The sequence below is a fragment of the Pseudomonas sp. SLBN-26 genome, from assembly GCF_006715895.1.
Lineage (GTDB): Bacteria > Pseudomonadota > Gammaproteobacteria > Pseudomonadales > Pseudomonadaceae > Metapseudomonas > Metapseudomonas otitidis.
In genome coordinates this window covers 877049-900990 of sequence record NZ_VFOB01000001.1, presented here as the reverse complement: position 1 = coordinate 900990, position 23942 = coordinate 877049, and the positions used below count along the sequence as shown (strand labels likewise).

At 68.0% G+C, this 23942-nt stretch carries 23 protein-coding genes; 10 read left to right on the top strand and 13 right to left on the bottom strand.

The window, feature by feature from the left end; all coding sequences use genetic code 11:
* Positions 1–4 precede the first annotated feature (4 nt).
* From FBY21_RS04140 to FBY21_RS04130, 3 genes are read right to left on the bottom strand one after another with little or no spacing between them, the layout of a single operon-like run.
* Complete coding sequence (locus FBY21_RS04140) at positions 5–499, bottom strand: hypothetical protein (RefSeq protein ID WP_142008841.1); 495 nt, start codon at positions 497–499, stop codon at positions 5–7.
* 10 nt (positions 500–509) lie between these two features.
* Positions 510–773, bottom strand: a complete 264-nt coding sequence (locus FBY21_RS04135) for a hypothetical protein (protein WP_074971477.1) — start codon at positions 771–773, stop codon at positions 510–512.
* A complete protein-coding gene (locus tag FBY21_RS04130; RefSeq protein ID WP_142008838.1) occupies positions 770–1198 on the bottom strand; it encodes a GTP pyrophosphokinase in 429 nt (142 codons plus the stop codon). Before FBY21_RS04130 ends, FBY21_RS04135 begins: the two co-directional genes overlap by 4 nt.
* Before the next feature lie 330 nt (positions 1199–1528).
* On the opposite strand from FBY21_RS04130, the gene FBY21_RS04125 reads away from it, so the two are divergent.
* The 9 genes from FBY21_RS04125 (at position 1529) to FBY21_RS04085 (ending at position 11221) form a co-directional block, all read left to right on the top strand.
* Entirely contained in the window at positions 1529–3751 is a 2223-nt protein-coding gene (locus tag FBY21_RS04125) for a type VI secretion system Vgr family protein (protein ID WP_142008836.1), read from the top strand.
* 23 nt (positions 3752–3774) lie between these two features.
* The gene (locus FBY21_RS04120) at positions 3775–4221 is read left to right on the top strand and encodes a DUF6484 domain-containing protein (RefSeq protein WP_142008833.1); all 447 of its coding nucleotides are present in this window, start codon (positions 3775–3777) and stop codon (positions 4219–4221) included.
* A gap of 13 nt (positions 4222–4234) precedes the next feature.
* Entirely contained in the window at positions 4235–5350 is a 1116-nt protein-coding gene (locus FBY21_RS04115; protein WP_142008831.1) for a DUF2169 domain-containing protein, read from the top strand.
* Positions 5347–6384 carry a hypothetical protein gene (locus FBY21_RS04110; RefSeq protein WP_142008828.1) on the top strand — a complete coding sequence of 346 codons (1038 nt, stop codon included), beginning with the start codon at positions 5347–5349 and terminating at the stop codon, positions 6382–6384. The genes FBY21_RS04115 and FBY21_RS04110 overlap by 4 nt, the downstream gene beginning before the upstream one ends.
* Entirely contained in the window at positions 6384–7547 is a 1164-nt protein-coding gene (locus tag FBY21_RS04105) for a PAAR-like domain-containing protein (protein WP_142008826.1), read from the top strand. The genes FBY21_RS04110 and FBY21_RS04105 overlap by 1 nt, the downstream gene beginning before the upstream one ends.
* A 23-nt stretch (positions 7548–7570) precedes the next feature.
* Positions 7571–8497 (top strand): hypothetical protein, encoded by a 927-nt coding sequence (locus tag FBY21_RS04100; protein WP_142008823.1) that lies wholly within the window; start codon positions 7571–7573, stop codon positions 8495–8497.
* Positions 8498–8539: 42 nt separating this feature from the next.
* Positions 8540–9781, top strand: coding sequence for a TIGR02270 family protein (locus FBY21_RS04095; RefSeq protein WP_142008821.1), 1242 nt, complete (start codon positions 8540–8542; stop codon positions 9779–9781).
* A 133-nt stretch (positions 9782–9914) separates the two neighbouring features.
* The gene (gene aroQ, locus FBY21_RS04090) at positions 9915–10358 is read left to right on the top strand and encodes a type II 3-dehydroquinate dehydratase (RefSeq protein ID WP_142008819.1); all 444 of its coding nucleotides are present in this window, start codon (positions 9915–9917) and stop codon (positions 10356–10358) included.
* A 5-nt stretch (positions 10359–10363) separates the two neighbouring features.
* Complete coding sequence (locus tag FBY21_RS04085) at positions 10364–11221, top strand: shikimate dehydrogenase (RefSeq protein WP_142008817.1); 858 nt, start codon at positions 10364–10366, stop codon at positions 11219–11221.
* A gap of 48 nt (positions 11222–11269) precedes the next feature.
* Here the strand turns inward: FBY21_RS04085 and FBY21_RS04080 are convergent, their stop codons facing one another.
* Both FBY21_RS04080 and quiC read right to left on the bottom strand, forming a co-directional pair.
* Entirely contained in the window at positions 11270–11941 is a 672-nt protein-coding gene (locus tag FBY21_RS04080) for a TetR/AcrR family transcriptional regulator (protein ID WP_142008815.1), read from the bottom strand.
* A 90-nt stretch (positions 11942–12031) separates the two neighbouring features.
* Positions 12032–13942 (bottom strand): 3-dehydroshikimate dehydratase QuiC, encoded by a 1911-nt coding sequence (gene quiC / locus FBY21_RS04075; RefSeq protein WP_142008813.1) that lies wholly within the window; start codon positions 13940–13942, stop codon positions 12032–12034.
* Between the two features lie 569 nt (positions 13943–14511).
* Here quiC and FBY21_RS04070 point away from each other — a divergent pair.
* Positions 14512–15885: an MFS transporter gene (locus tag FBY21_RS04070; protein WP_074971489.1), complete on the top strand. Its 1374-nt coding sequence runs from the start codon at positions 14512–14514 to the stop codon at positions 15883–15885.
* A gap of 75 nt (positions 15886–15960) precedes the next feature.
* Here the strand turns inward: FBY21_RS04070 and FBY21_RS04065 are convergent, their stop codons facing one another.
* From FBY21_RS04065 to FBY21_RS04030, 8 genes are all read right to left on the bottom strand, one after another.
* Positions 15961–16923: a LysR family transcriptional regulator gene (locus FBY21_RS04065; RefSeq protein ID WP_142008811.1), complete on the bottom strand. Its 963-nt coding sequence runs from the start codon at positions 16921–16923 to the stop codon at positions 15961–15963.
* A gap of 90 nt (positions 16924–17013) precedes the next feature.
* Positions 17014–17976 carry a peptidylprolyl isomerase gene (locus FBY21_RS04060; RefSeq protein ID WP_142008809.1) on the bottom strand — a complete coding sequence of 321 codons (963 nt, stop codon included), beginning with the start codon at positions 17974–17976 and terminating at the stop codon, positions 17014–17016.
* A gap of 3 nt (positions 17977–17979) precedes the next feature.
* Entirely contained in the window at positions 17980–18465 is a 486-nt protein-coding gene (locus FBY21_RS04055) for a YbjN domain-containing protein (protein WP_142008807.1), read from the bottom strand.
* A gap of 50 nt (positions 18466–18515) precedes the next feature.
* The gene (locus tag FBY21_RS04050) at positions 18516–19157 is read right to left on the bottom strand and encodes a DNA repair protein (protein ID WP_142008805.1); all 642 of its coding nucleotides are present in this window, start codon (positions 19155–19157) and stop codon (positions 18516–18518) included.
* Positions 19158–19180: 23 nt separating this feature from the next.
* Positions 19181–20875, bottom strand: a complete 1695-nt coding sequence (locus FBY21_RS04045) for a putative porin (protein ID WP_142008803.1) — start codon at positions 20873–20875, stop codon at positions 19181–19183.
* Between the two features lie 39 nt (positions 20876–20914).
* Positions 20915–21640 (bottom strand): energy transducer TonB, encoded by a 726-nt coding sequence (locus FBY21_RS04040; RefSeq protein ID WP_142008801.1) that lies wholly within the window; start codon positions 21638–21640, stop codon positions 20915–20917.
* 3 nt (positions 21641–21643) lie between these two features.
* Positions 21644–22066, bottom strand: a complete 423-nt coding sequence (locus FBY21_RS04035; RefSeq protein ID WP_044407744.1) for an ExbD/TolR family protein — start codon at positions 22064–22066, stop codon at positions 21644–21646.
* A 10-nt stretch (positions 22067–22076) separates the two neighbouring features.
* The gene (locus tag FBY21_RS04030) at positions 22077–23927 is read right to left on the bottom strand and encodes a DUF2341 domain-containing protein (protein WP_142008799.1); all 1851 of its coding nucleotides are present in this window, start codon (positions 23925–23927) and stop codon (positions 22077–22079) included.
* Positions 23928–23942 lie beyond the last annotated feature (15 nt).

Sequence of the window (23942 nt, the reverse complement as noted above, 5' to 3'; positions counted from 1 at the left end):
GCGCTCATTCCGATTCGCTGGGCACCAGGTCCGGCCCGCTCAGCCGGTCACGCAGGTGCAGCGAGGCACGCAGCAGTGCTCCCCAGATCCCGTCGGCGCCGTTCCAGGAGGCGCCGGCCCAGCGGGTATCGGCCAACAGAGCCGTGCGTGCCCGCTCGATGCACGCCTTGAGCATCACGGCGACGGGCTCCAGCCTCCAGTCGAACACCGGGAGGCCCTTCCCCACCTGGGCATAGCGGTACTCCCAGATCCAGGCGTGGACGCAATAGATCGCGCGGTTGTGATCGGGATGCCCAGCGAGCAGCGCCAGGCAGGCACGCGTCAGGCGCTCCCCCAGTTCCGGGTCAGCGGTCTCGCGCCAGTACGGCAGCAGCAGCGTCTCGAACGCGGCACCGAAGTTCTGTGGTTCCTCATGCTCGGCGCGAGCCTCGTGGAAATACGGCGGCTCGCCAAGCAGGAAGGCACCCAGGGCGTCGCGGGCCAGCACCTGGTTCAGCACTCTGCCAGGCTCACGTCGGCTCGCCCCGCTGCGTTCCGACAGGCTCCAGCAACAGGTGGTCCAGGGTACGGGCGCGGCAGGCGCGGACCATGGGCAGCGCGCTTTCCAGGTCGCGGCGGTAGCGCTCGAAGGATTCACGGGTGATGGCGTAGCGCTCTTCGTAATCGACCAGGCCATTGCTCACCGGGATGGACAGGTAGTAACGGTCGCCACCTTCTTCGACCCCCAGGGCGAACCGGTGCCGGGGGCTGAACACCACGTCACGCCAACTCACTCGGGGCGCTCCAGGGCGACCAGGGCGCGGTGGTAGCGGGCAACGCGGGCCAGGTCGGCCTCGCCCAGTTCGGGCAGGCGGGTGACATCGAGGTTGTCGCGGATGTCCTCGCGCTTGACCCGCCGGGCCAGGACGTTGGGCCGGATGCGCTCGATGAAGGCTTCGTAGGTCTCGCCTTCACGTCGACTGAGGCAGTCGACGGCCTGCACCACGGACTCGGGGATGCCGAGGATGCGCAGGTCCTCGAGCTTGACGTCGCCGTCCTCGACCACGTCGTGCAGCACGGCCGCCATCTGCGCCTCGGGATCCTCGAAGCGCAGCATCAACCGCAGGGGGTGCAGCACATAGGCCCGACCGGCCTTGTCCCGTTGACCGGCATGGACACGGCAAGCCAGGGCAATGGCGGTTTCCAGTGGGGTATTCATTCCTTGGGCTCCTCTGTGAAGGGCGCGGAGGTTAGCAGCCTGAAACCTGCCGTGCCGGAACTGAGACACGCCACGCAGCCTTGACGGCAACCGATGGACAGCCTCCGGCGACTGTTCTAAAAAGTTCGCCGGCCCTGCCCGCCGCCGTGCGGTCGGGGTTACGCAAGGATTCGCGGATATCGGAAAAAGCGCTCGGCAACGGCCTCGTCTGCTACAACTTCGACCCAGGGTTTTCCCGCCCTCCCGGCTCGCCGGGCAAGTCGATTTCCTGGCGACGGGCCGCTGACGCGGAACCACGCCCCGGCGGTGGCATACGAGGCAAGGAAGGCGATGCAAATCACTCAATCGACCCGCATGGCGAAAGTCAGCAGCCCCCTGGGCGCCAACGTCCTGGTGCTGGAACGGCTGGACGGCCACGAACAGCTGGGTCGCCTGTTCGACTACGAACTGAGTCTGGTTTCAGAAAACCCTGCCATCAAGCTCGACGCGTTGCTGGGCAAGCCCATGGGGCTCTCGGTGGAGCTGCCCGACGGTAGCAAGCGCTACTTCCACGGCATCGCCGCACGCTGCAGCCAGTCCTCCGGCACCGGCCAGTTCGCGGGCTACCGCGTCACCCTGCGGCCCTGGCTGTGGCTGCTGTCGCGCACCTCCGACTGCCGCATCTTCCAGAACAAGACGGTGCCGGACATCATCAAACAGGTGTTCCGCGACCTCGGCTTCTCCGACTTCGAAGACGCCCTCACCCGCAGCTACCACGAGTGGGAATACTGCGTTCAGTACCGCGAGACCAGCTTCGAGTTCGTCAGCCGGCTCATGGAGCAGGAGGGGATCTACTACTACTTCCGCCACGAGCAATCGCGCCATGTGCTGGTGCTCTCCGATGCCTATGGGGCCCACAGCCCGGCCCCCGGCTACGCATCGGTGCCCTTCTACCCCCTCGAAGACCAGATGCGCGAGCGTGACCACGTCTACGACTGGCACCTGGCGCAGGAAGTGCAGCCCGGCTCCCTGGCCCTCAACGACTACGACTTCAAGCGTCCCAGCGCACGCCTGGAGGTGCGCTCCAGCGTCAGCCGCAGCCACAGCAACGCCGACCATCCGCTCTACGACTACCCCGGCGAATACGTGCAGACCAGCGATGGCGAGCAGTACGCACGCAACCGCATCGAGGCCATCCAGACCCAGTACGAGCGCGTGCAGCTGCGCACCAACGCGCGTGGTCTTGGAGCCGGCCACCTGTTCAAGATGACCGGCTACCCCCGGGACGACCAGAACCGCGAGTACCTGATCATTGGTGCCCGCTACGCGGTCAGCCAGGAGGCCTACGAGACCGGCTCCGGTGGCGGCCTGCAGTATGAAAGCGACCTGGAATGCATCGACGCCGGGCAGGCCTTCCGGCCGATGCCGACCACCATCAAGCCCATCGTCCAGGGTCCGCAGACGGCCATGGTGGTGGGGCCCAAGGGCGAGGAAATCTGGACCGACCAGTACGGCCGGGTGAAGGTGCATTTCTATTGGGACCGGCACGACCAGTCCAACGAGAACAGCTCCTGCTGGATCCGCGTATCCCAGGCCTGGGCCGGCAAGAACTGGGGCCACATCCAGATTCCGCGCATCGGCCAGGAGGTGATCGTCAGCTTCCTCGAAGGCGACCCGGACCGCCCGATCATCACCGGCCGCGTGTACAACGCCGAGCAGACCGTGCCCTACGACCTGCCCGCCAACGCCACCCAGAGCGGGGTCAAGAGCCGCTCCAGCAAGGGCGGCACGCCGGCGAATTTCAACGAGATCCGCATGGAGGACAAGAAGGGCGAAGAGCAGCTCTTCATCCACGCGGAGAAGAACCAGGACATCGAGGTTGAGAACGACGAGACCCACTGGGTCGGCCACGACCGCACCAAGACCATCGACCACGACGAAACGGTGCACGTGAAGCACGACCGCACCGAGACAGTGGACAACAACGAAACCATCACCATCGGTGTCGACCGCACCGAGCAGGTCGGCAACAACGAGACCATCACCATCGGCGTCAACCGCACCGAGAAGGTCGGCAGCAACGAGAGCATCACCATCGGCGCCAACCGCACCGAGCAGGTCGGCAGCAACGAGAACATCACCATCGGCAGCAACCGCACCGAGAGCGTCGGCGCCGACGAGCGCATCACCATCGGTGCCAACCGCACCGAGCAGGTCGGCAGCAACGAGAACATCACCATCGGCAGCAACCGCACCGAAAGCGTGGGCAGCAACGAGAGCGTGGACATCGGTGCCAACCAGACCACCAGCATCGGCAAGAACGAGTCCCGCAGCGTCGGCCAGAACCGCAGCACCAGCGTGGGCCAGAGCGACAGCCTGGACGTGGGCAAGCACTTCTCGCTGAACGCCGGCGACTCCATCACCCTGGTCACCGGCTCCGCCAGCATCACCATGAAGAAGGACGGCACCATCGTCATCAGCGGCAAGAACATCACCATCGACGGCTCCGGTGCGATCAACGTCAAGGCCAGCAAGAACGTCGTGGTGAAAGGCCAGAAGATCCTGCAGAACTAGGCCCTGCGGCCAGGGAGTAGCACATGACAGTCCACACCCACACCCCGGCCGCCACCCGCCTCGACGGCGTGGTGATCGGCGTCCTCCTCGATGTCCCCGAAGCGTCCAGCCCCGTGGTGGCCTTCCCCGGCTGCCCATCGGAAACCGGCATCGCCGCGACCACCACCACCGTGCTCGCCCGCGAAGACATCGGCACCCAGGTGGCGCTGATGTTCGTCGGCGGCGACCCGTCCCGCCCGCTGGTCATCGGCCGCATCCAGCGCCTGCCGGAAGCCCGCCAGGCGCCGGCGGTGGCCCACATCGACGGCGAACGCCTGGAGTTCTCCGCCGAGCGCGAGATCGTCCTGCGCTGCGGCAAGGCCAGCATCACCCTGACTCGTGAAGGCAAGGTGCTGATCAAGGGCGCCTACCTCTCCAGCCGCTCCTCGGGCGTCAACCGCATCAAGGGCGGTTCGGTGCAGATCAACTGACAGAGCCGCGCCCATGGAATTGCTCAACGCCACACGCCTGATGGCTGCCTATACCCAGGGCCTGGCCCCGGATGGCCGGGAATCCCTGGTGGTGGTCGCCAAGGGCACCTTCGACCTGCCCCTGGACGGCCGCGAGGCGAGCCTGGCGGAGGTCCAGCGCCCGCTGCTGATGGCCGACGAATACGTCGGCGAACCCGGCCTCTCGGCACCCCGCCAGGAAATGGACTTCGCCCCGGTCAAACCCTTCTGCGACGTGCTGGTGATGGGCAAGGCCCATGCACCCAACGGGCGCCCCGCCACGCAGATCACCGCCGGCATCCGCGTCGGCCGGGTCAGCAAGGCCTTCAGCGTGCTCGGCCCCCGCCAGTGGGTGCCCGGCGCCCTCGGTGCGGCCCCGGGTGCCCCGCAGCCCTTCATCGAGCAGGACATCGGCTACGCCCACGCGTTCGGCGGCAGCCACGCCATGGCCGACCGCCCCGACTTCGCCGACAGCTACCTGGCCAACCCGGCCGGCCGCGGCTGGTACCCGAGGAGCGCCAGCACCGCCGACATCGTCGGCATGCCCATGCCCAACACCGAAGCCCTCGGCCAACCCATCGACAGCCCCCACGGCGACTTCACCCCCATGGCCCTCGGCCCCATCGGCCGCCACTGGCCGCCGCGCATCGGCCACGCCGGCACCTATGACGACGCCTGGCTGGCGGACCACTTCCCCTTCCTGCCGCCGGACTTCGACACCCGCTACTACCAGGCCGCCCCGCCGGACCAGCAGACCGAGTACCTGCAGGGCGGCGAGGACGTGCTGCTGCTCAACCTCACCCAACAGGAAAGGGCCGGCTTCAAGGTGCCGAGGATGCAGGTGCCGGTGACGTTCTTCCTGAAGAAGAACCGTCATGAGCGGGTTCACGCGGTGATCGACACCCTGGTCATCGACACCGATGCCAGGCAGGTGGAAATCACCTGGCGTACCAGCCGCATCCTCAAGAAGGACATGTTCGAGATTCTGCAGATCCTGGTTGGCGAAATGCCACGCGCCTGGTGGCGGGCCAGGGAACTGGGCAAGGACTACTACACCTCGCTGGAGGCCTTGAGCCGCGCCAAGCGTGCCCGTGAGGATGCCCTTCGATGAGTGCACTGTGCATCGTCGGCACCGGTATGGTCAGCGCCGTAGGCCTGGACGCCCCCTCCACTTGCGCAGCCATCCGCTGCGCCATCGACAACTTCCAGGAAACCCGCTTCGTCGATCAGGCCGGCGAATGGCTGCTGGGCGCCAGCGTGCCCTTCGAGCAACCCTGGCGAGGTCGCATCAAGCTGGTGAAGATGGCCGCACGAGCCATCGCCGAGGCCCTGGCCAGCACACCGGGCGTCGATCCTCAGAAAACCCCGCTGCTGCTCTGCGTCGCCGAGGAGGAGCGCCCAGGCCGCCTGCCCAACCTCGACCGCAGCCTGCTGCGTGAGATCGAGCAGGAACTGGGCCTGCACTTTCATGAAGCCTCCAGCCTCATCCCCCGTGGCCGTGTCAGCGGCGCCGTAGCCTTGCTCAACGCACGCAAGCTGGTTCATGAGCAGGGCCATCGCCACGTGCTGGTCGCGGGGGTCGACTCCTTCCTCAATGGCGCCACCCTGAGCGCATTCGAGAAGCGTGATCGCCTGCTCACCAGCCAGAACTCCAACGGTTTCATCCCCGGCGAAGGCGCCGCGGCAGTCACCCTGAGCGCCCCCGTGCAGAGCGAAGAGCCCCACCTGGCCTGCATCGCCCTGGGCTTCGGCGTCGAGCCAGTGACCGTGGAGACGGAGGGGAAGAAGCTGCGGGCGGATGGGCTGACACAGGCACTCAAGACTGCGCTGGCAGAGGCCGGATGTGGCCTGGAGAGCATGGACTACCGCCTTACCGACCTCTCCGGCGAGCAGTACTACTTCAAGGAAGCCTCGCTGGCATTGAGCCGGACCCTGCGCGTGCGCAAGGAGTTCTTCCACCTCTGGCACCCTGCCGATTGCATCGGTGAATGCGGTGCAGCGATCGGGCCGGCCATGCTGGCCGTAGCCCTTGCAGCCAGCCGCAAAGGCTACGGCGAAGGCCCGAACATCTGCTGCCAATTGGGCAACGATGCCGGTCAACGCGCCGTAGCACTGCTCACCTATCAGCACGTGAGGGCCACCTGATGAGCAACCAGGTCTATGCCAACAACATGGAAGTCTCCTGCAAGGCGGCGAACGGTAAATCCATCGCCTGCTTCCCGGATGTGTGCTTCACGCCTCCCCAGGCGCCTCCCACCCCAACGGGCGTCCCCATCCCCTACCCCAACACCGGCATGGCCAGTGACACCACCAACGGGACCCGGACGATCAAGATCACCGGCAAGGAGGCCATGCTCAAGGACAAGAGCTACTTCAAGACCAGCTATGGCGACGAAGCCGGCTGCGCGCCCAAGAAGGGTATTGTCACCAGCAAGATCAAGGGCAAGGTGTATTTCACGTCCTGGTCGATGAACGTGAAATTCGAAGCGGAAAACGTGGTCAGACACCTCGATCTGACCACCCACAACCACGCTTCACCGCCAGGTAACACCATGCCCTGGACCTACGCGGACCGCATGGCCTTCGCCGATGGCATCAGCCAATGCTCGGGTGAGAAGGACCGGGCCGAAAAAGCCTGCGGCGACACCAGCAAGAAGATGATCTGCCCGGACATTTCCGCGCTGCAGGCTGCCTCCAAGGCGCGCAAGCAGGCCAAGGACAAGGCCGGCGACAACTTCCAGGCTGACCCCGAATACCTGAAAAAGCATGCCGAGGTGCAGGGCCACTACGGGGCGCTGGCCAAGACCATGAACGACGACCCCTGCCAGAAGGCCATGCGTTGCTTCCTGGCGCCTTACAAGCCCAACCGTTGCTGTCCAGGCCAGACCGGCGACCACCTGGTGGACGCCGCCTCGTTCGGCCCTCGGGATGGCGCCAAGATCGGCGGCTGGAGCAAGTACAACACCGACAAGGCACCGGTCATGTGCGCCGAGGGCCCGAACCAGACCACTGCCACCCACGGCCAGATGCACACCCGCCGAGGTGTGGTGGCATTGCACGAGGCGGATGCCAATGGCGAGTGGCCCAGGTCGAAAGCCACCGAGACCGGTGCCAAGGCTGCCAAAAAGACATTCCCCGACTCCAACTGCTCACAGGAATGCCTGGAAGCCCAGTTGAACAAGTACCACGACAAGGCCAAGGACGATGGTCCGGAAAAGCCGATCAAGGCCAATGCAACCATGACCAGCGACCCGGCAGAACGAAACAAGGCGACGGCGGAAATGTTCGGGAGCGAATCCGCCCGTTAATTCAAAGTCCCCAGGAGAACACCATGGAAACCCGAGATCCACGATTCAGCGGTTACAGCATCGGCACCGGAACCGTCCGCTATTCAGACCTCAGCTATCTAGTCACCACCAATGACGAGGCCATCAGCGAAGGGCATACCGGCTCCCTGCTGTTCACCCTGGACCGTGGAACCTGGGGCGCAGGTGCCGTCGACTGGCTGGCCTGCTCCGGAACGGTCTGCCACACCCCCGCCGAGCGTTACCTGGTTCTGGGTACAGATGGTTCGGTCCGTGCCAGCGGAGGCGGTTCGGTAAAGGAAGAGTCGCCCATCGCCAGTTGCGGCGTAGACCCGAAGAAGCGCGGCCCACTGCGGGAGATCCGCGCCTTCGCTAAAGGCCGCGCCTACGCGGTCGGTACCTGCCGACAGGCCTATGTCCGCACCGATGAAAGCCAGTGGAAGTGCATCGACCAGTCCGCCCAGGGCGGCGACGTGGACATCACCGACACCAGTTTCGAATCCATCGACGGCTTCGACGAACAGGAAATCTATACCGTCGGCTGGGAAGGCGAGATCTGGACATACGACGGCGCCACCTTCACCCAGCTGACCAGCCCCACCAACCTGGCGCTGTACAAGGTGCGCTGCGCGCCGGACGGCTTCGTCTACGCCTGCGGCCAGCTCGGCACCCTACTGCGCGGCCGAGGCGACCAGTGGGAAGTGATCGAGCACGACAGCACCACCGAAGACCTCTGGGGCATGGAAGTCTTCAACGGCGAGGTCTACGTGTCGTCCACCCACTTCGTCTACCGCCTGGTGGACGGCAAGCTGAAGGCTGTCGATTTCGGCGATGACGTTCCGAGCAGCTGCTACCACCTGAGCGCAGCGGACGGAATCATGTGGTCCATCGGCCCGAAAGACGTCATGGAATTCAACGGCTCCACCTGGAAGCGGATCCTGCAAGTTGGCTGATAGCGCTATGGCTTATGCCCAAGGCAAAAGGATCGAAGGACGATGAACACCCTGCCCATCGTCCTCGACCAACACGCCGAAGAAGCCGGCTTCCTCGCTGGCCTGCGCGACTACGCCGTGCGCGCACCGCACTACGACCTCAAGCACCTGCGCACTCTCGACAGCCGTATCGAAGCGCACCTGGACGGGTTGCTGATCGCCGGGCTCAAGGGCCTGGACCTGTTGCTCAAGGAGCTCCATCCGCTGGCCACCGGCGAGGTATTCGCCGCAACGGCACTGGCCTTCATGGCCGGCAATGGTCCGGCGCTGTCCACCCTCGCCGAGCACCTGCGCAAGGCGCCGGACGGCGAGCGTGGCTTCACCTCCGCGCTGGGCTGGCTGGAGTGGGCGACCGTCGAACCCTGGATCGAGCGCCTCCTGGCCTCGCCCGAGCCGCTGTTCCGGCGCATGGGCCTGGCAGCCTGCGGCATGCACCGGCGCGATCCCGGCCCGGCCTTGCTGGCCGGCCTCGCCCACAGCGACCCGGGCGTGCTGGCGCGCGCGGCGCGTACGGCCGGTGAACTGCGGCGGCGGGACCTGATGCCCGCCATCCGTGCCCACCGCCTGCACGACGACATGGCGGTGCGTTTCTGGGCGAATTGGGCCACGGTGCAGATGGGCGACGAGGAAGCCCTCGGCCCGCTGCGCCTGCTGGCCGAGCACCCCGGCCCGTTCCGCCTGCGGGCGTTGGGCGTGCTGCTGTGCTGGCAGCCCCGGGAGGCCAGCATCCAGTGGTTGCGCGCATTGATGGGCGACCCCCGACACCACCGCCTGGTGATCCAGGCCACCGGGCCCTTCGGTGACCCGGTGGCGGTGCCCTGGCTGATTCAGCGCATGCACGAACTGCCCCTTGCCCGGGCGGCCGGCGAAGCCTTTACCCTGATCACCGGGGCGGACCTCGCCGACCTGGACCTGGAGCGGCGCCAGGTCCCCGACTATGACGCCGGCCCCACCGATGATCCTGAAGACCCGAACGTGGACATGGACCCGGACACTGACCTCCCCTGGCCCGACCCCGCGCGCGTCGAGGCCTGGTGGCAGGCCAACCGCCCACGCTTCGCCAACGGCACGGCCTACCTGCTGGGCGAACCTCTCAGCGAAGCACGCTGCCTGGCCGTGCTGCAGAGTGGCTACCAGCGCCAGCGCGTGGCAGCCGCCAACGCCCTGGCGCGCTTCGTACCGACCCGCCCCGTCTTCCCCACCAGCGCCCCTGCCCTGCGGCAGCGTCAGTTGCTGGGCTGCTGACAGCCGATAATCGAACACTAAATCCCGGTGCATCCCTGCACCGGTGCGGTGCAGATTGACCGAATTAACCGGTTAGTACATTTTCCTCGCACACGGTGGAGACCACCCCGCCGTGAATGACCTGGAGAATGAGATGCCCCCGATCGTCCTGGTGCTCAACGGCCCCAACCTCAACCTGCTGGGAACCCGAGAGCCCGCCACCTACGGCCACGAGACCCTGGCCGACATCGCCGACCAGTGCACCCGCACCGCTGCCGGGCTGGGCCTGACGGTGGACTTCCGGCAGACCAACCACGAAGGCCAGTTGATCGAGTGGATCCACGAAGCCCGTGGCCGCTGCGCCGGCATCCTGATCAACCCGGCAGCCTGGACCCACACCTCGGTGGCCATCCGCGATGCCCTGGCGGCGGTCGAGCTGCCGGTCATCGAGGTGCACCTGTCTAACGTGCACAAGCGCGAAGCCTTTCGTCACCACTCCTTCGTTTCCGCCATTGCCGTGGGCGTCATCTGCGGCCTCGGCAGCCAGGGCTACAGCCTGGCACTCCAGCATTTCGGCCAACTGCTCAACAACAAGTGAATGCCATGTCCAACCTGTCCAACTCCGTACTCGCCGGCCTGATCGGCGCCGGCATCCAGGCTTCCCGCACCCCTGCCCTGCACGAGCACGAGGGCGACGCCCAAGGTCTGCGCTACCTCTACCGACTGATCGACCTCGATGCCCTCAGGCTGGACAGCGGCGCCCTCCCCGACCTGCTGCGCAGCGCCGAGCAGATGGGCTTCACCGGGCTGAACATCACCTTCCCCTGCAAGCAGGCCATCCTCCCGCTGCTGGATGAGCTGTCCCCCGAAGCCGCCGGCATCGGCGCGGTGAACACCGTGGTGCTGAAGGACGGCAAGCGCGTCGGCCACAACACCGACTGCCTCGGCTTTGCCGAAGGCTTCCGCCGTGGTTTGCCCGGCGTGCAGCGCCGCCAGGTGGTGCAGATGGGCGCAGGCGGTGCCGGCTCTGCCGTGGCCCACGCCCTGCTGGCCGAAGGCGTCGAGCGCCTGACCCTGTTCGAGGTAGACGCTGCCCGTGGCCAGGCCCTGGTGGACAGCCTCAACCAGCATTTCGGCCCCGGCCGCGCCGCCCTGGGCGGCCATCTGCCCAGCGCCATGGCGGAGGCCGACGGCCTGGTCAACACCACTCCCATCGGCATGGCCAAGCTGCCGGGTACACCGGTGCCGGCCGAACTGCTGCGCGCCGCCCTGTGGGTGGCGGAGATCGTCTATTTCCCGCTGGAGACCGAGCTGCTGCGCGACGCCCGCGCCATCGGCTGCCAGACGCTGGATGGCAGCACCATGGCGGTGTTCCAGGCGGTGAAGGCCTTCGAGCTGTTCAGCGGCCGCACGGCCGACGCCGACCGCATGATGGCGCACTTCGCCAGCCTGAACGGCTGAAACGAAACGGGGCGGCCAATGCCGCCCCGTTCATGTCGGTGGGATGCATCAGGGCTGGGCGAGGAAGCGCAGCACCGACTCGCAGATCATCGCCTTGTGCCGCGCCTTCACCTGCTCGTCGGTGAGGTCGATCTCGAAGATCTGCCCGAAGGTGTTGCGGTTGGACACCCGGTAGAAGCAGAACGAACTGATCAGCAGGTGCAGGTCCAGCGCCTGGATGCCCGGCCGGAACGCCCCCTCGGCCTGGCCGCGCTGGATGATCTCGCCCATGGCCTCGAGGATGGTGCTGCTCATGGTGCGGATGGTCCTGGACTGCCTCACGTACTCCCCGTAGTGAATGTTCTCGATGCAGACGATGCGCACGAAATCCACGTTGCGGTCGTGGTGGTCGAAGGTGAACTCCACCAGTCGCTGGATCGCCTCGCGGGGCGGCAGTTCGGCCAGGTGCAGCTGCGCCTCGGTGCCACGGATATCGCCGTAGAGCTTCTCCAGCACCTCCAGGTAGAGCTGCTCCTTGCTGCCGAAGTAGTAGTAGATCATCCGCTTGGAGGTCTGCATGCGTTCGGCGATGGCATCGACCCGGGCACCCGAAAGCCCTTGCTGGACGAACTCGACGATGGCCGCCTTGAGGATGTCCTCGCGGGTCTTCTCGGGGTTGTTCTTGCGTCCTTTGCGGGGGGCGTCGGCGGGGGTGTCTGGCAGTTCTGTCGTTATTGTCATGGTGGGCTCACGGCCTGCGGAAACCGGCCGATTATGGGCGGCTCAACCCGGAGGGGGAAGCCTGGCGCACGCGGCGCCAGGCTGCCCGGGTCAGAGCCTGGCCTTAGCCGGTGCCCCGCTGCGGGCCTTGGCCATGGCCGCCAGGCGCACCGCCACGTTGGCCGCCCCGTAGCCGGCGTAGCCGTTGCGGCGCTGCAGGACCTCGAAGAAGAAGCGCCCCTCGAACGGCTCGGTGTACACGTGAAACAGCTCGCCGCCCTGGGCGTCGCGGTCGTAGAGCACGTTGTAATAGGCCAGTTCGCTGAGGAATTCGTCATCGAAATCGAAGCGCGCGGCCAGGTCGTCGTAGTAGTTCAGCGGAATGTCCAGCAGCGGCACCCCCGCCTCCTTGGCCCGGCTCACCTCGGCGAAGATGTCCTCGCAGGCGAAGGCGATGTGGTGGGCGCCCGAGCCCCGGTAGCTGGAAAGCGCGTGGGAGATGGCGGTGTTGCGGTTCTCCGAGATGTTCAGCGGCAGGCGGATGCTGCTGCAGCGGCTGCGCAGCGCCCGGCTCTTCACCAGGCCGTACGGGTCCGGCAGCACCACCTCGTCGTCGGCCTCGAAGTCCAGCACGCTCTTGTAGAACAGCACCCAGCTGTCCAGGCCGTCCGCCGGCAGCGCCAGGGCCATGTGGTCGATGCGCTGCAAGGCGCCGCTCTGGGTGGCCTGGGCATCAAGCACGAAGTCGCTGTCGTAGATGGTCTGCCCGGCCGGGGCCTGCTCCACCAGGTACAGCAGGCTGCCGTCGGGGGCGCGTACGGCGGGGATTTCCCGCTCGTTGGGCCCCACCAGCCCACGGAACGGCTGGCCCCGGTACTCCCGGGCACGCTCCAGGGCGTGGCTGCTGTCGTCCACCCGCAGCGCGGTGGCACACAGCGAAGGGCCGTGGGCCTCGAAGTAGCCATGGGCGAAGGAATAGGGCTCGGCATTGAGCACGATGTTGATGTCTCCCTGGCGCAGCAGGCTCACGTCCTTGGAGCGATGCCGCCCGGCGCGGGCGAAGCCCAGGCGTTCCAGCCAGCCGGCCAGCTTCGCGCCTTGGGCCTCGTCCACGGCGAATTCGAGGAACTCCACCCCGGCATAATGGCTGGCCGGCGGCGGTGCGAAGAGGATGTCGAGGTTGGCCGGCGGCACCGGGTCCTTCTGCAGCAGCGCGCGGGTCTTCTCCTCCAGGTAGAGCAGCGAGCGCAGGCCGTCCGCCGCATTGGCACGGGGCGGCGCAGCGCGGAAACCATCGTTGAAGATCTCCAGGGACAGCGGGCCGGTGTAGCCGCTGCGCAGGATCGACGCCAGGAAGCCCGGCAGGTCGAATTCGCCCTGCCCCGGGAAGCAGCGGAAGTGCCGGCTCCACTCCAGCACGTCCATGTTCAGCAGCGGCGCATCGGCCATCTGCACGAAGAAGATCTTGTCCCCCGGAATGTTGGCGATGCCGCTCGGGTCCCCCTTGATCGACAGGGTGTGGAAGCTGTCCAGCAACACCCCGAGAGCCGGGTGATCGGCCTGGCGGACGATGTCCCACACCTGCTGCCAGCTGTTCACGTGGCGGCCCCAGGCCAGGGCCTCGTAGCCGATGCGCAGGTCTCGCGCGCCGGCCCGCTCGGCCAGCAGGCGCAGGTCGTCCACCAGGATGCGTTCGTCCGCCAGGGCATCGGCCTGGACGTTGCTGCACACCAGCACCAGGTCGGTGCCCAGCTCCTGCATCAGGTCGAACTTGCGCTCGGCGCGGTCGAGGTTCCTCTGCAGGCGCTCGCGGCGGCAGCCCTCGAAGTCACGGAACGGCTGGAACAGGGTGATGGCCAGCCCCAGGTCCGCGCACATCTGGCGGATTTCCCGGGGGCTGCCGGCGTAGTACAGCAGGTCGTTCTCGAAGATCTCGACGCCATCGAAACCGGCGGCGGCGATGGCTTCGAGTTTTTCCGGCAGGGTACCGCTCAGGGAGACGGTGGCAATGGAACGCTGCATGTTCAGCTCCTGGTAGAGGGCCGGCACAGTGGCCAGCGGCGGACCCGGGTCGCTGCGTGAGCACACGCAAAACCCTTTCGTTCTTGTGGCCGGATGGATTATTCGCGCGTAAAGTCAGCGCCTCAATCAAAATGTACGAACTGGTTAGTTTTGTGTTCGATCATCGAACAGAAGGCCGGTAATCGAATTGACGCTTTTTCGATCACTGCTCAACATGCCTCCCATGTTGCAGGTCTCCCCGCCGGTCGGCGCCTCTGCCGAACCCGCCGCCCGGCTGGCCCTGCGATGGCATACACGCGTTACGACATAACAATTTCAAGAACGGGTACCTGCTCATGCTCACCTCCGCCCTGCACCCCATCCGCATCCCTTGCACCCCGGCCCTGCCCCGCCCAGCGCGACCTGCCGAGCCCGTCTGACCCCGCATCCCCGACACCGAGAATGGCCCCGACCGGACGTCACCCGACGCGCCGGCCACGACCCGACTCCGCCCCACTGCGCGCGTGCCGCCCCGGACCTGTCCAAGGGCGAAGCGCAGGGGCGACAGCACAATAAAAACGGAGACAACGATGGCGACTTCCTCCTCGAACCAGGCCAAGAAAGCGACGGCCAGCGGCTGGATCGGCTCCGCCCTGGAGTACTACGACTTCTTCATCTACGCCCAGGCTGCGGCCCTGATCTTCCCGCAGATCTTCTTCCCCAACAGCGATCCCAAGATGGCGATCATCGCCTCCCTGGCCACCTACGGCGTCGGCTACCTGGCCCGCCCCATCGGTGCCTTCGTGCTGGGCCACTGGGGCGACACCCGGGGCCGCAAGAACGTCCTGCTGCTGTGCATGTTCCTGATGGGCATCTCCACCATGGCGGTGGGCCTGCTGCCGACCTACCACGACATCGGCATCCTCGCGCCCATCGCCCTGGTGATCCTGCGCCTGGTGCAGGGCTTCGCAGTGGCCGGCGAGATCTCCGGCGCCAGCTCGATGATCATGGAGCACGCCCCCTTCGGCCGGCGCGGCTACTACGCCAGCTTCACCCTGCAGGGCGTGCAGGCCGGCCAGGTGATGGCCGCCGCCGTGTTCCTGCCGCTGGCCTACTTCATGCCCAGTGATGCCTTCAACGAATGGGGCTGGCGCATTCCCTTCCTGATGAGTGCGTTCGTGCTGGTGGCCGGCTTCATCATCCGCCGCGAAGTCCACGAGACCCCGGCCTTCGTCCAGGAAGAGAACCAGCAGAAAGTCGCCAAGTCGCCGGTCTCCGAAGCCTTCCGCCACAGCTGGAAACACATGGTGCTGGTGATGTTCATGGCCCTGATGAACGTGATCCCGGTGGTCGCCACCATCTTCGGCGCCGCCTATGCCGTGCAGCCGGCCTATGGCATCGGCTTCGACAAGAGCGTCTACCTGTGGATCCCGGTGGTGGGCAACATCGTCGCCGTGCTGGTCATCCCCTTCGTCGGCAACCTCTCCGACAAGATCGGCCGTCGCCCGACCATGATCACCGGCTGCCTGGGCTCCGGCCTGCTCGCCTTCGGCTACCTCTACGCCATCAGCATCCAGAACGTGCCGCTCGCCTTCGCCCTGTCGATCCTCATGTGGGGCATGGTCTACCAGGGCTACAACGCGGTGTTCCCGAGCTTCTACCCGGAGCTGTTCCAGACCCGCTACCGCGTCTCCGCCATGGCCATCGCACAGAACATCGGCACCATGCTCACCGCCATGCTGCCGGCCCTGTTCGCCGCCGTCGCCCCGCCCGGCTCGGACAACATCCCGGTGGTGATCGGCAGCCTCGCCTTCCTCATCACCTGCGTCTGCGCCCTGGCCGCCTACCTGGCGCCGGAAACCCACCGCCTGGCCATGGACGACCTCGGCAAGCCCGACGCCCAGCCGATGGACAAGCACCAGTACGAAGCCACCCGCCAGGGCAGCCTGCGCACCGCCGGCTGACCCTCCACCGCTCCATCCAGGGCCCCCGCATGGGGGCCTTGTTCGTTCCGGCCGGGACGATGTTGAACCAGCGCGTCAGAACCAGTCCCGTCGCTCTTCGAAGGCGGCACGCACCAGGGTGACGATGCGCTGCACCTCGTCGCGCTCGCTGGCCTCGCTGCGCACGGCGAGCCAGGCGTTGAGGGTCATGGGCTGGGGGAACAGCGCCGGCAGCGCCAGCAGGTTCTTGTCGATCAGCGGGACGTAGTGCGGCAGCAGCCCGATGCAGGCGCTCCACTGGATCATCTGCCGCTGCACCTCGTAGGCGTTCACCCGCGTCACCCCCGAGCGGCGCGCGGCGATGGCGCGGTTCCACGGCGCCAGGGCTTCCAGGCCCGACTGGCCATTGAGGTCCACCAGCATGTAGTCCTCCAGCTCCAGCAGGCTGCGCGGCCGGCTGCTTTCCCGCGAGTAGCGCTTGGCCACGTGGGGCAGGTAGTCCAGCGGGGCCAGGCAGGCGAGCGTGTCACAGGGGAACCCGGGATCGGGGGGAGGCCCTTCGGGGGCCAGCCAGACCTGCACGTCCACCTCGGCCGCTGGGGCGCTGGTGCTGTCCAGGCGCAGCAGGTCCAGGCGCACCCGCGCGTGCTGGCGCAGGTAGGCCAGCAGGTCGCGCCCGAGGATGTCGTGCAGCAGGGTCTCGGCCACGGCGATGCGCACCCGGGGCTGCTCCTCGTGCTGCGCGCGGGGCAGGTCGAGCAGCCCCAGGCGTGCGCTGAACAGCTGGCGCAGGCGCCGCCCCTCCGGGCTGAGCACCACGGTGTTGCCCTGGTGCACGAACAGCGGCTGGCCGCTCCAGGCGGCCAGTTGCGCCAGCTTCTTGCGCAGCAGCGTGGGCTTGATGCTCAGGCTGCGGGCCGCCTGCATGAAGCACCCGCAGCGGGCGGCGGCGAGAAAGCAGCGCGCCGCCTCGTAGTCGAGCCCCAGCAGCGCCGGGTCCAACGGTGTTTCGTCCAGGCCGGGAGCGTGTACCGGCCCGGCACCTTCCTGCAATGTCATGGCACCTCCTCCCTAAGGAATCCTCGGCGCGCTGAGCCGATGGCTCGCGCGCCGGTCGTGGCCGGTACCTCCCTGTCCGACCCGTCCCGCTCAGTGCGCAGTCTCCAGCGCCTGGCTGATCTGTGCCCCGTCGATGCTCAGGGTGCCGGCGTTGACCAACCCATCCAGGTAGGCCCGGGCCACCTGCTGCTGGCGTTGCGCACGCAGCGCATCGCGCAGGCGCCCACGCACCTCGTCGAGGGTGGCCGTGCGTGACGGCTGGGTCTCCAGCACCCGCAGCACGTGGTAGCCGTCCTGGCTGCGCACCGGGTCGGACACGGCCCCCGGTTTCAGCCCCAGCAGCACCTGGCGCATGGCCGGCAGGTACTGCTGCAGCGGCTGGAGGCCGCTGTCGCCGCCCTGCTCCGCCGAACCCCGGTCCTCGGAGTACTGCCGCGCCAGGGCGGCAAAGTCGGCACCCTCGGCCCGCGCACGGCGGGCCAGGTCCTGGGCCTGCTTGCGCACCTGCTCCTCGCTGCGCTCCGGCCCCACCGCCAGGAAGATCTGCGCCACCCGCAGCATCGGCGGAGTGGTCCAGTTGGCCTTGCCGGCGTCATAGGCGGCCTGCAGCTCGGCGTCGCTGGGGTAGCCCTCCGGCACCTGGCTGACCGCCTCCAGGTAAGTGCGCAGCAGCACCTGCTCGGTGGCGGCGCGGGTCATGCGGCGTATTTCCGGGCGGTCTTCCCAACCCTGGGCCTCGGCCTGCTGCAGCAGCGCCTTCTCGGCCAGGCGACCGCGTATCCAGGCCTCCAGCGCGGGGCGGTCCTCTCGAAGTTGCTCGCGGCTGTCCGCCGGCAGGGTCGCCAGCAGTGCCTCCAGTTCATCCGCCTCCAGCGCCAGCGCGCCGAGGCGCGCGACGGCCGTGGGCGGTGCCACGGGCGCCGGTGCCACCTGCACCGCCGGCTGCACAGCGGCTTCCGGCGGTGAACCGGGGCGCAGCCCCAGCACCACCCCGGCCACGCTCGCGGTCAGGGCCACGCCGCCCAGGCCCCACAGGGCTCCACGCCAGGCCATGGGTCAGGCCTCGACCGCTTCGGCAGCGGGCTCGGCCTCGGCGGCCGGTTCGGGATGGCGCGTGGCGCTGTCGCGGCTGAAGTCACGCAGGTAGACGATGAACTCCTGCAGCAGGTGGTCCCACAGCTCCAGCTGGCCACGCAGGTGCTGGGGGCTGATGCCGGCGGCCACCAGGGCGTCCATCTCCAGCACAAGGAAGTCACCCTGGCGCGACAGGCGGGCGAAGCGCCGGGTGGCGTTCCACACCTCGGCGAGGCCGGCGGGCAGTTCGCCCTGGATGCGCAGCGCGCAGCTGAAGCAGTAGTCCAGGTAGGCACCCTCCTCCCGCGCCCGGTTGCCGAAGCGCACGGCGAAGCCGATGCCCTGGGTGGCGCTGAGCAGTTGCACGATGCCGCCCTGTTCGGTGCGGTTGACGCGGTAGCCGGCTTCGCGCAGGCAGTCGCCGAGCTGGTCGGGGGTGATGCTCTGGATCAGGTCCTGGGTGTTCATGCTGTGACTCCTGTGTACGGGGGCGCCGGCCCGTGCCGACGCTTTGGGGTTCAGGGTTTGGGGGCCAGGGCGGCGTCGAACTGGGTGTCGTAGAGGCGGTCGCCGTAGGACTGCGCCAGCTCCTCGAACTTCACCCGCGCGCGGCTGGCGAAGGGCTGGCGCAGCTTCACCACGTCGGCCACGTCGATGCGCTCGTAGGCGTCGAGGACCTCGCGGGCCACCTGGTACATCTCGTGGTTGCGGGTGGTGCACTGCTGCAGCTGTTCGTCGCGGGCGGCCAGATCGCCGGTCAGCTGCACGCGGGCGGCCTCCACGCCACGGGCCCGCGTCAGCAGTTCCTCGTAGGCCTGCTTGAACTTGCCCACCTGCTCATTGCTGGCGGCCACCTGGGCCTGGGCCGCCTCGTGCAGGGCCGCCTGCTGCCCGGCCAGTTGCTCGTTCTGCTGGCGGGCCTTGGCCAGCTCCGCCTCCAGGCGCTTGATCTGCGCCTGGGCGGTGCTCAGCTGGCTTTCCGCCGCGCTGCGGGCGGCAGCCGCCTGGGCCTGCTCGCTCTGCAGCGCCTGCAGTTGCTGGGTGGTGCTGCGCAGCTGGGTGCGCAGGCGCTCTTCCATGCCTTCGGCGTGGGCCCCGCTGCTGGCCAGCAGGGCCAGGCCTAGGGCCAGGGCGGATCGGGATCGGGATCGGGTGTTCATGGCGCTCTCCTTTCCGACGCGCACTAGAAGCGCGTGTTGACCTCGAATTGCAGGACGTCGATCTCGAAGGGCGCGCCGTAGACCTCTTCCGCGCTCAGCCAGCGGGCGCTGCCGTGGACGTTCTCGGCGAAACCGTAGTTGGCGCCGACGAACCAGCCCTTGGCGTTGGTGCCGCCCAGGTGGAAGGACGAGTCGTTGAAGCCGTCGGGCAGCGCGTCCGGCTCGATGCGCTTGTAGCCGGCGTAGAGGTTCCAGTCGCCGTGCTTCTTCAGGTCCAGCGCGTTGCCCAGCACGAACTGCAGCATCCACGCGGTGTCGCCGCTCTGGATGTTGCCGTTCTCGTCGACGTTGTTGGCCAGCCTGCCCGCCGAGCGCTTGTTCATCTCGCCTTCGTCGTAGGCCAGGTTGCGCACGTAGTGGGCCTGGCTGCGCAGCTTGAAGCCGTCGAACAGCGCGGTGTCCCAGACCAGGTTCAGGTCTACCAGGTTGAACTCGGAGGCCAGGCCGACGAACTGCGGCTCGGGCGTGGTGGTGGGCCGGGTGGGGTCGGGGGTGATGTTGCGCAGCAGCATCAGGGTGTTGCCCTTCTGCATGAAGGCCGGGCGCGACTCGTCGGTGTCGCAGGCCGGGGCGCCGTTCCACGGGGTGCAGGGGCTGGAACGCTTGCCCTCGATGTCGTCGAAGCGGTAGTAGGCCAGCGCCGCCTTCAGGCTGTTGTCCGCGTCGGGCTGCCAGCGGGCGCCGATCTGCGCGCCGTAGAGCCAGTTGGTGTCGCTCTCCACCTTGTCGAAGCCGCTGCTGGTCGTGGCGGTGTCGGAGGTGTACTCCACCGGGAAGGCGCCAACGGTGCCAAACAGCCCCATTTCGCTGTCCAGGGGCTGCTGGAAGTTCGCCGCCAGGCCGTCGAGGTTGAGGTCGCCGGAGTACAGCAGGTCGGTGGTCATGAAGGGGTTGGGCATGCGCCCGCCGGTGAGGGTCAGGCGCTCGTCGGGCTTGTAGGTGAGGTAGCCCTGGTCCAGCCACACGTCCTTCTTGGCGAAGCCGCCACCCAAGGTCTGGGTGGTGGACACCGGCCCGCTGTCGGAGCCGGTGGCGATGCGCAAGGCGGCGCTCCAGGACGGCGACAGCGTGGCCCGCAGCCCCAGCCGGGCGCGCAGGCGCAGCAGGTTCTCGCGGTCCTCGCGGCTGTTGAGCAGCGGCGGCAGCTGGGTGTTGCTGCGCGGGTTGACGTCGTAGGGGCCCTTCTCGTTGAGGCGCGCGTAGTCGATCAGGCGGTCGCTGTTGTTGCTGGAGAAATAGCGCGACTCGCTGCGCAGGCGCATGTCGCCCTCCAGGCTGATGCGCGAGGCCCAGTCGGGGAAGGTGTTGGGCGCGGCCCAGTTCTCCTTCTTCGCCTGGGCCATCACCTCGGCCTTCACCTCGTCGCGGATCTGGTCACGGACGATGGCCGGCACGTACTGCACGCGCACCTCCCCCGGGGCGCCGGGCGCGGGCGGTGCGGCCTGGGCAGCGGCCTGGCGGGCCTGCACGGCCTCGGCTTCAGCCTGGCGGATCAGCGCGTCGGCCTGGTCCTGCTTGAGCACGCCCTGCTGCACCAGCAGGCGGATCAGGTTGACGGTGGCGTTCTCCGAGGGCGTGGCCTGCGCCGAGGTGGCGGCGGCCAGGCTGGCGATCACGGCGCCGATGCCCAGGGCCAGTCGGCTCATTCTGCGGATCATGGTTCTACTCCTGATGGCGTATTCGTCTCGCGGGCCCGATCAGCCGGGCCGGCGTCCTTGCAATGCGATGCGTACCGGCAGCGTCAGCGAGGCCGGCGGGCGCTCCAGGGGTGGCGCGCCACGCAGCACCGCCAGCACCTGCTGGTCGAGCGCGGGGTCGCCGCTGGAGCGGGTCAGTTCGGCGCGGGTGATGCGCCCGCTGGTGTCGATCCACACCTCGGCCTGCAACCGGTAGGCCTGGGTGCGCAGGTCCGGGTCTTCGCGCAGCAGCTTCTGGAAGGCGTACGCGAGGAACTGGCTGTAGGTGCCGTTGCCCAGGCGCCCGCCGCCGCTGCCGGCCATGCCGCCGCCCTTGCCGGCGCCGATGTTGAAGGCGTCGGAGCCGGCCTGGGCGTCGCCGTCCATCTGCATCGGGTTGGCCAGGTCATCGGCGGGGGTCGGCGCCTCCTCCTGGGGCTTGACCTCCTCCGGCTCCGGGGTCGGTTCGGGCTCGGGCAGCTTCTCCTCCACCGGGGTTTCCGGCTCCGGGGGTTTCTCCGGCACCGGCGGCGGTGGTGGGGGTGGCGGCAGCGGGATGATGGCGGGGATCTTCGGCGCCTCCCGGCGTACCCCGCTCATGTCGTTGGCCCACAGCCAGAGCAGCCAGGCGAGGCCGGCAGCGACCAGCGCCCCCACACTCCAGACCAGCGGCCGGCGCCATCCCGGCGCGCTGCTGCGGACTTCGGCGAGCCCGCTCTCCGGGCCCTTGCTGGGAAAGGTGGTCATGGCTCAACCCTGCGGCTTGCCGGTGACCAGGCCCACCTGGGACAGCTCCAGGCGGCGCAGCAGGTCCAGCACTTCGATGACCTTCTGGTACTGCACCGTGGCATCGCCACGGACGATCACCGGAAAGTCGGGGTTCATCGCCTTCTCCGTGCGCAGCCGGTCCTCCAGCTCCGGCAGGGTCACCGGGTAGGCATCGAGGAACACCTGGCCGCCGTCGTTCACCGAGATGGCCTTGGTCTTGGGCTGCGACAGGGAGATGGACGCGCTGGCCTTCGGCAGGTTGATCTGGATGCCGGAGACCTGGGCGGTGGCGGTGAGGATGAACATCACCAGCACCACCATGAGCACGTCCACCAGGGGCGTGATGTTGATGCTGTCGACGGCGCCGTCTTCATCGTCGTCATGGGCGCTGCTGAGGTTGGCCATGCTGCTCTCCTCAGGCGCTCAGGGGCGCAGCGCCGACGGTGTGGCCACGGCGGTGGGCCGCCTCGCTGAAGGTGCTCTCGCCGTGCACCTCCGCCAGGCGGGTGACGAACTCGTCGACGAATACCCGCATGTCCGCATTGACCTCGCGGTTGCGCGTGGTCAGGCGGTTGTAGCCGAACAACGCGGGGATGGCGACGAACAGGCCCATGGCGGTGGCCAGCAGCGCGGCGGCCATACCGGGGGCGATTGCGTTGATGTTCACGTCACCGGCCATGGCGGTGCCGAGGAACACCACCATGATCCCCAGTACCGTGCCCAGCAGGCCGATGTAGGGGCCGCCGGCGATGGCGTTGGACAGGGTCGACAGGCGCGAGACCAGCGCCTGCCCCTCGCGGGTGCGCACCCCGTCCATGGAGGCGCGGATGGCCTCGATGGTGGCGGCGGAAATGGAGCCGGTGTCGGCGCCCTGGTCACGCCGGGTGCGGATCTCGCGCACCGCCACCTGGTACAGGTGCCAGAGCGGCGAATCCCCCAGGCGCTCGTGCAGCTGGCGGTCGTCGGCCAGCAGCTCCAGGCGCGTGCCAACCCGGACGAACTGCTCGCGGAACGCCGCGTTGGCGCGCAGTACGCGGCCCAGGGTGCGGCTCTTGCGGATCATGATCACCCACGACTGGATCATCATCAGCACCAGCACGGCGATGATCACCCAGGCGTCCAGCGGTACCGCCTTGAGCAGGAAGCCGAGGCTACCGAAGCCGAAGCCGGACTGTTCCTCGTCCACGCCGTAGACCACCAGGCGCGACTCGGCGCCCTGGGCGGTGGCATCGGCGAGGATCAGCGCCGCCGGGCGCGCCACCTTGGACAGGCGCAGCTCGTCGACGGCGCCGGCGAAGGCCCCGAAGGTGGTCGGAGCCGGTGCCTCGGCCGGGGCGCCCTCGGGAGCGGCGGCCTGGCTGCCCGGCAGGTCCGCGCCGATGGCGATCACCGAGGCGAAGGCCGGCAGCGACAGCGCCAGGCTGCCGGATTCACGGCCGTTCACGTACAGCCGCAGGATGCTGCCGTCGGCGCTCAGCGCCAGGTGCTGCCACTGACCGCTGGCCAGGGCCTGGCCGGCCTGGGCGCGCTGGCCGTTGACCTCGACGAAGGGCACCCCCTGGGCCAGGCCCAGCAGCAGTGCGTTGCCGCCGTCGCGGCGTGCCAGCAGCAGTTGCTCGCCGGCGGCCTGGTCGGCGCGCACCCAGGCGCTGAAGGTGAAGGCGCCCCCGGCCGGCAGGGCCAGGGACGGGCTGGCCGGCAGCAGCAGCGGCTGGCCGTTGAGCTGGGCGGCGCGGCCGATCACCCCGTCGATGCTGCTGGCGGGTGCGGTCTGGGCGTGGTTGCCATAGGCGGTGGTGTCGCGGGGCGGCGCACCGACGGCGCCGTCGAAGTGGTAGACCAGGCTGTAGTCCGGGTCGAAGGTCAGTTGGCCGTTGCCGGTGGCCGGGGCCTTCGGGTTGCCGTAGTACATCCAGATGTCCTGGCGCTGGCCGCCTTCCACCTGGGGCACGTCCACCCAGATCAGTGCCATGCCCATCAGCGGGTCGAAGCTTTCCACCTGGTGATTGAGCACGGTCTTGTCGTCGGCGGCGACGAAGCGGATGTCCGAACCGTTCTCGTTGACCCCGTCGAAGGTGAAGTTGCCGGTGTGCAGGCGCACCAGCAGTGGCGTGCGCCCGGCGGGCTGGTCGATGGCCGCGCCCTGGGGCGTGGTGTCGACGGTGATCTGCTTGCGGTAGAGCCAATCGTCCTGCCACCAGGCATGGGCGATCGCCGGGGCCAGGAGCCCGAGGCTGACGAGCGTGGTGAGTATCAAGCGGCGCATGGGGTCAACTCCAAG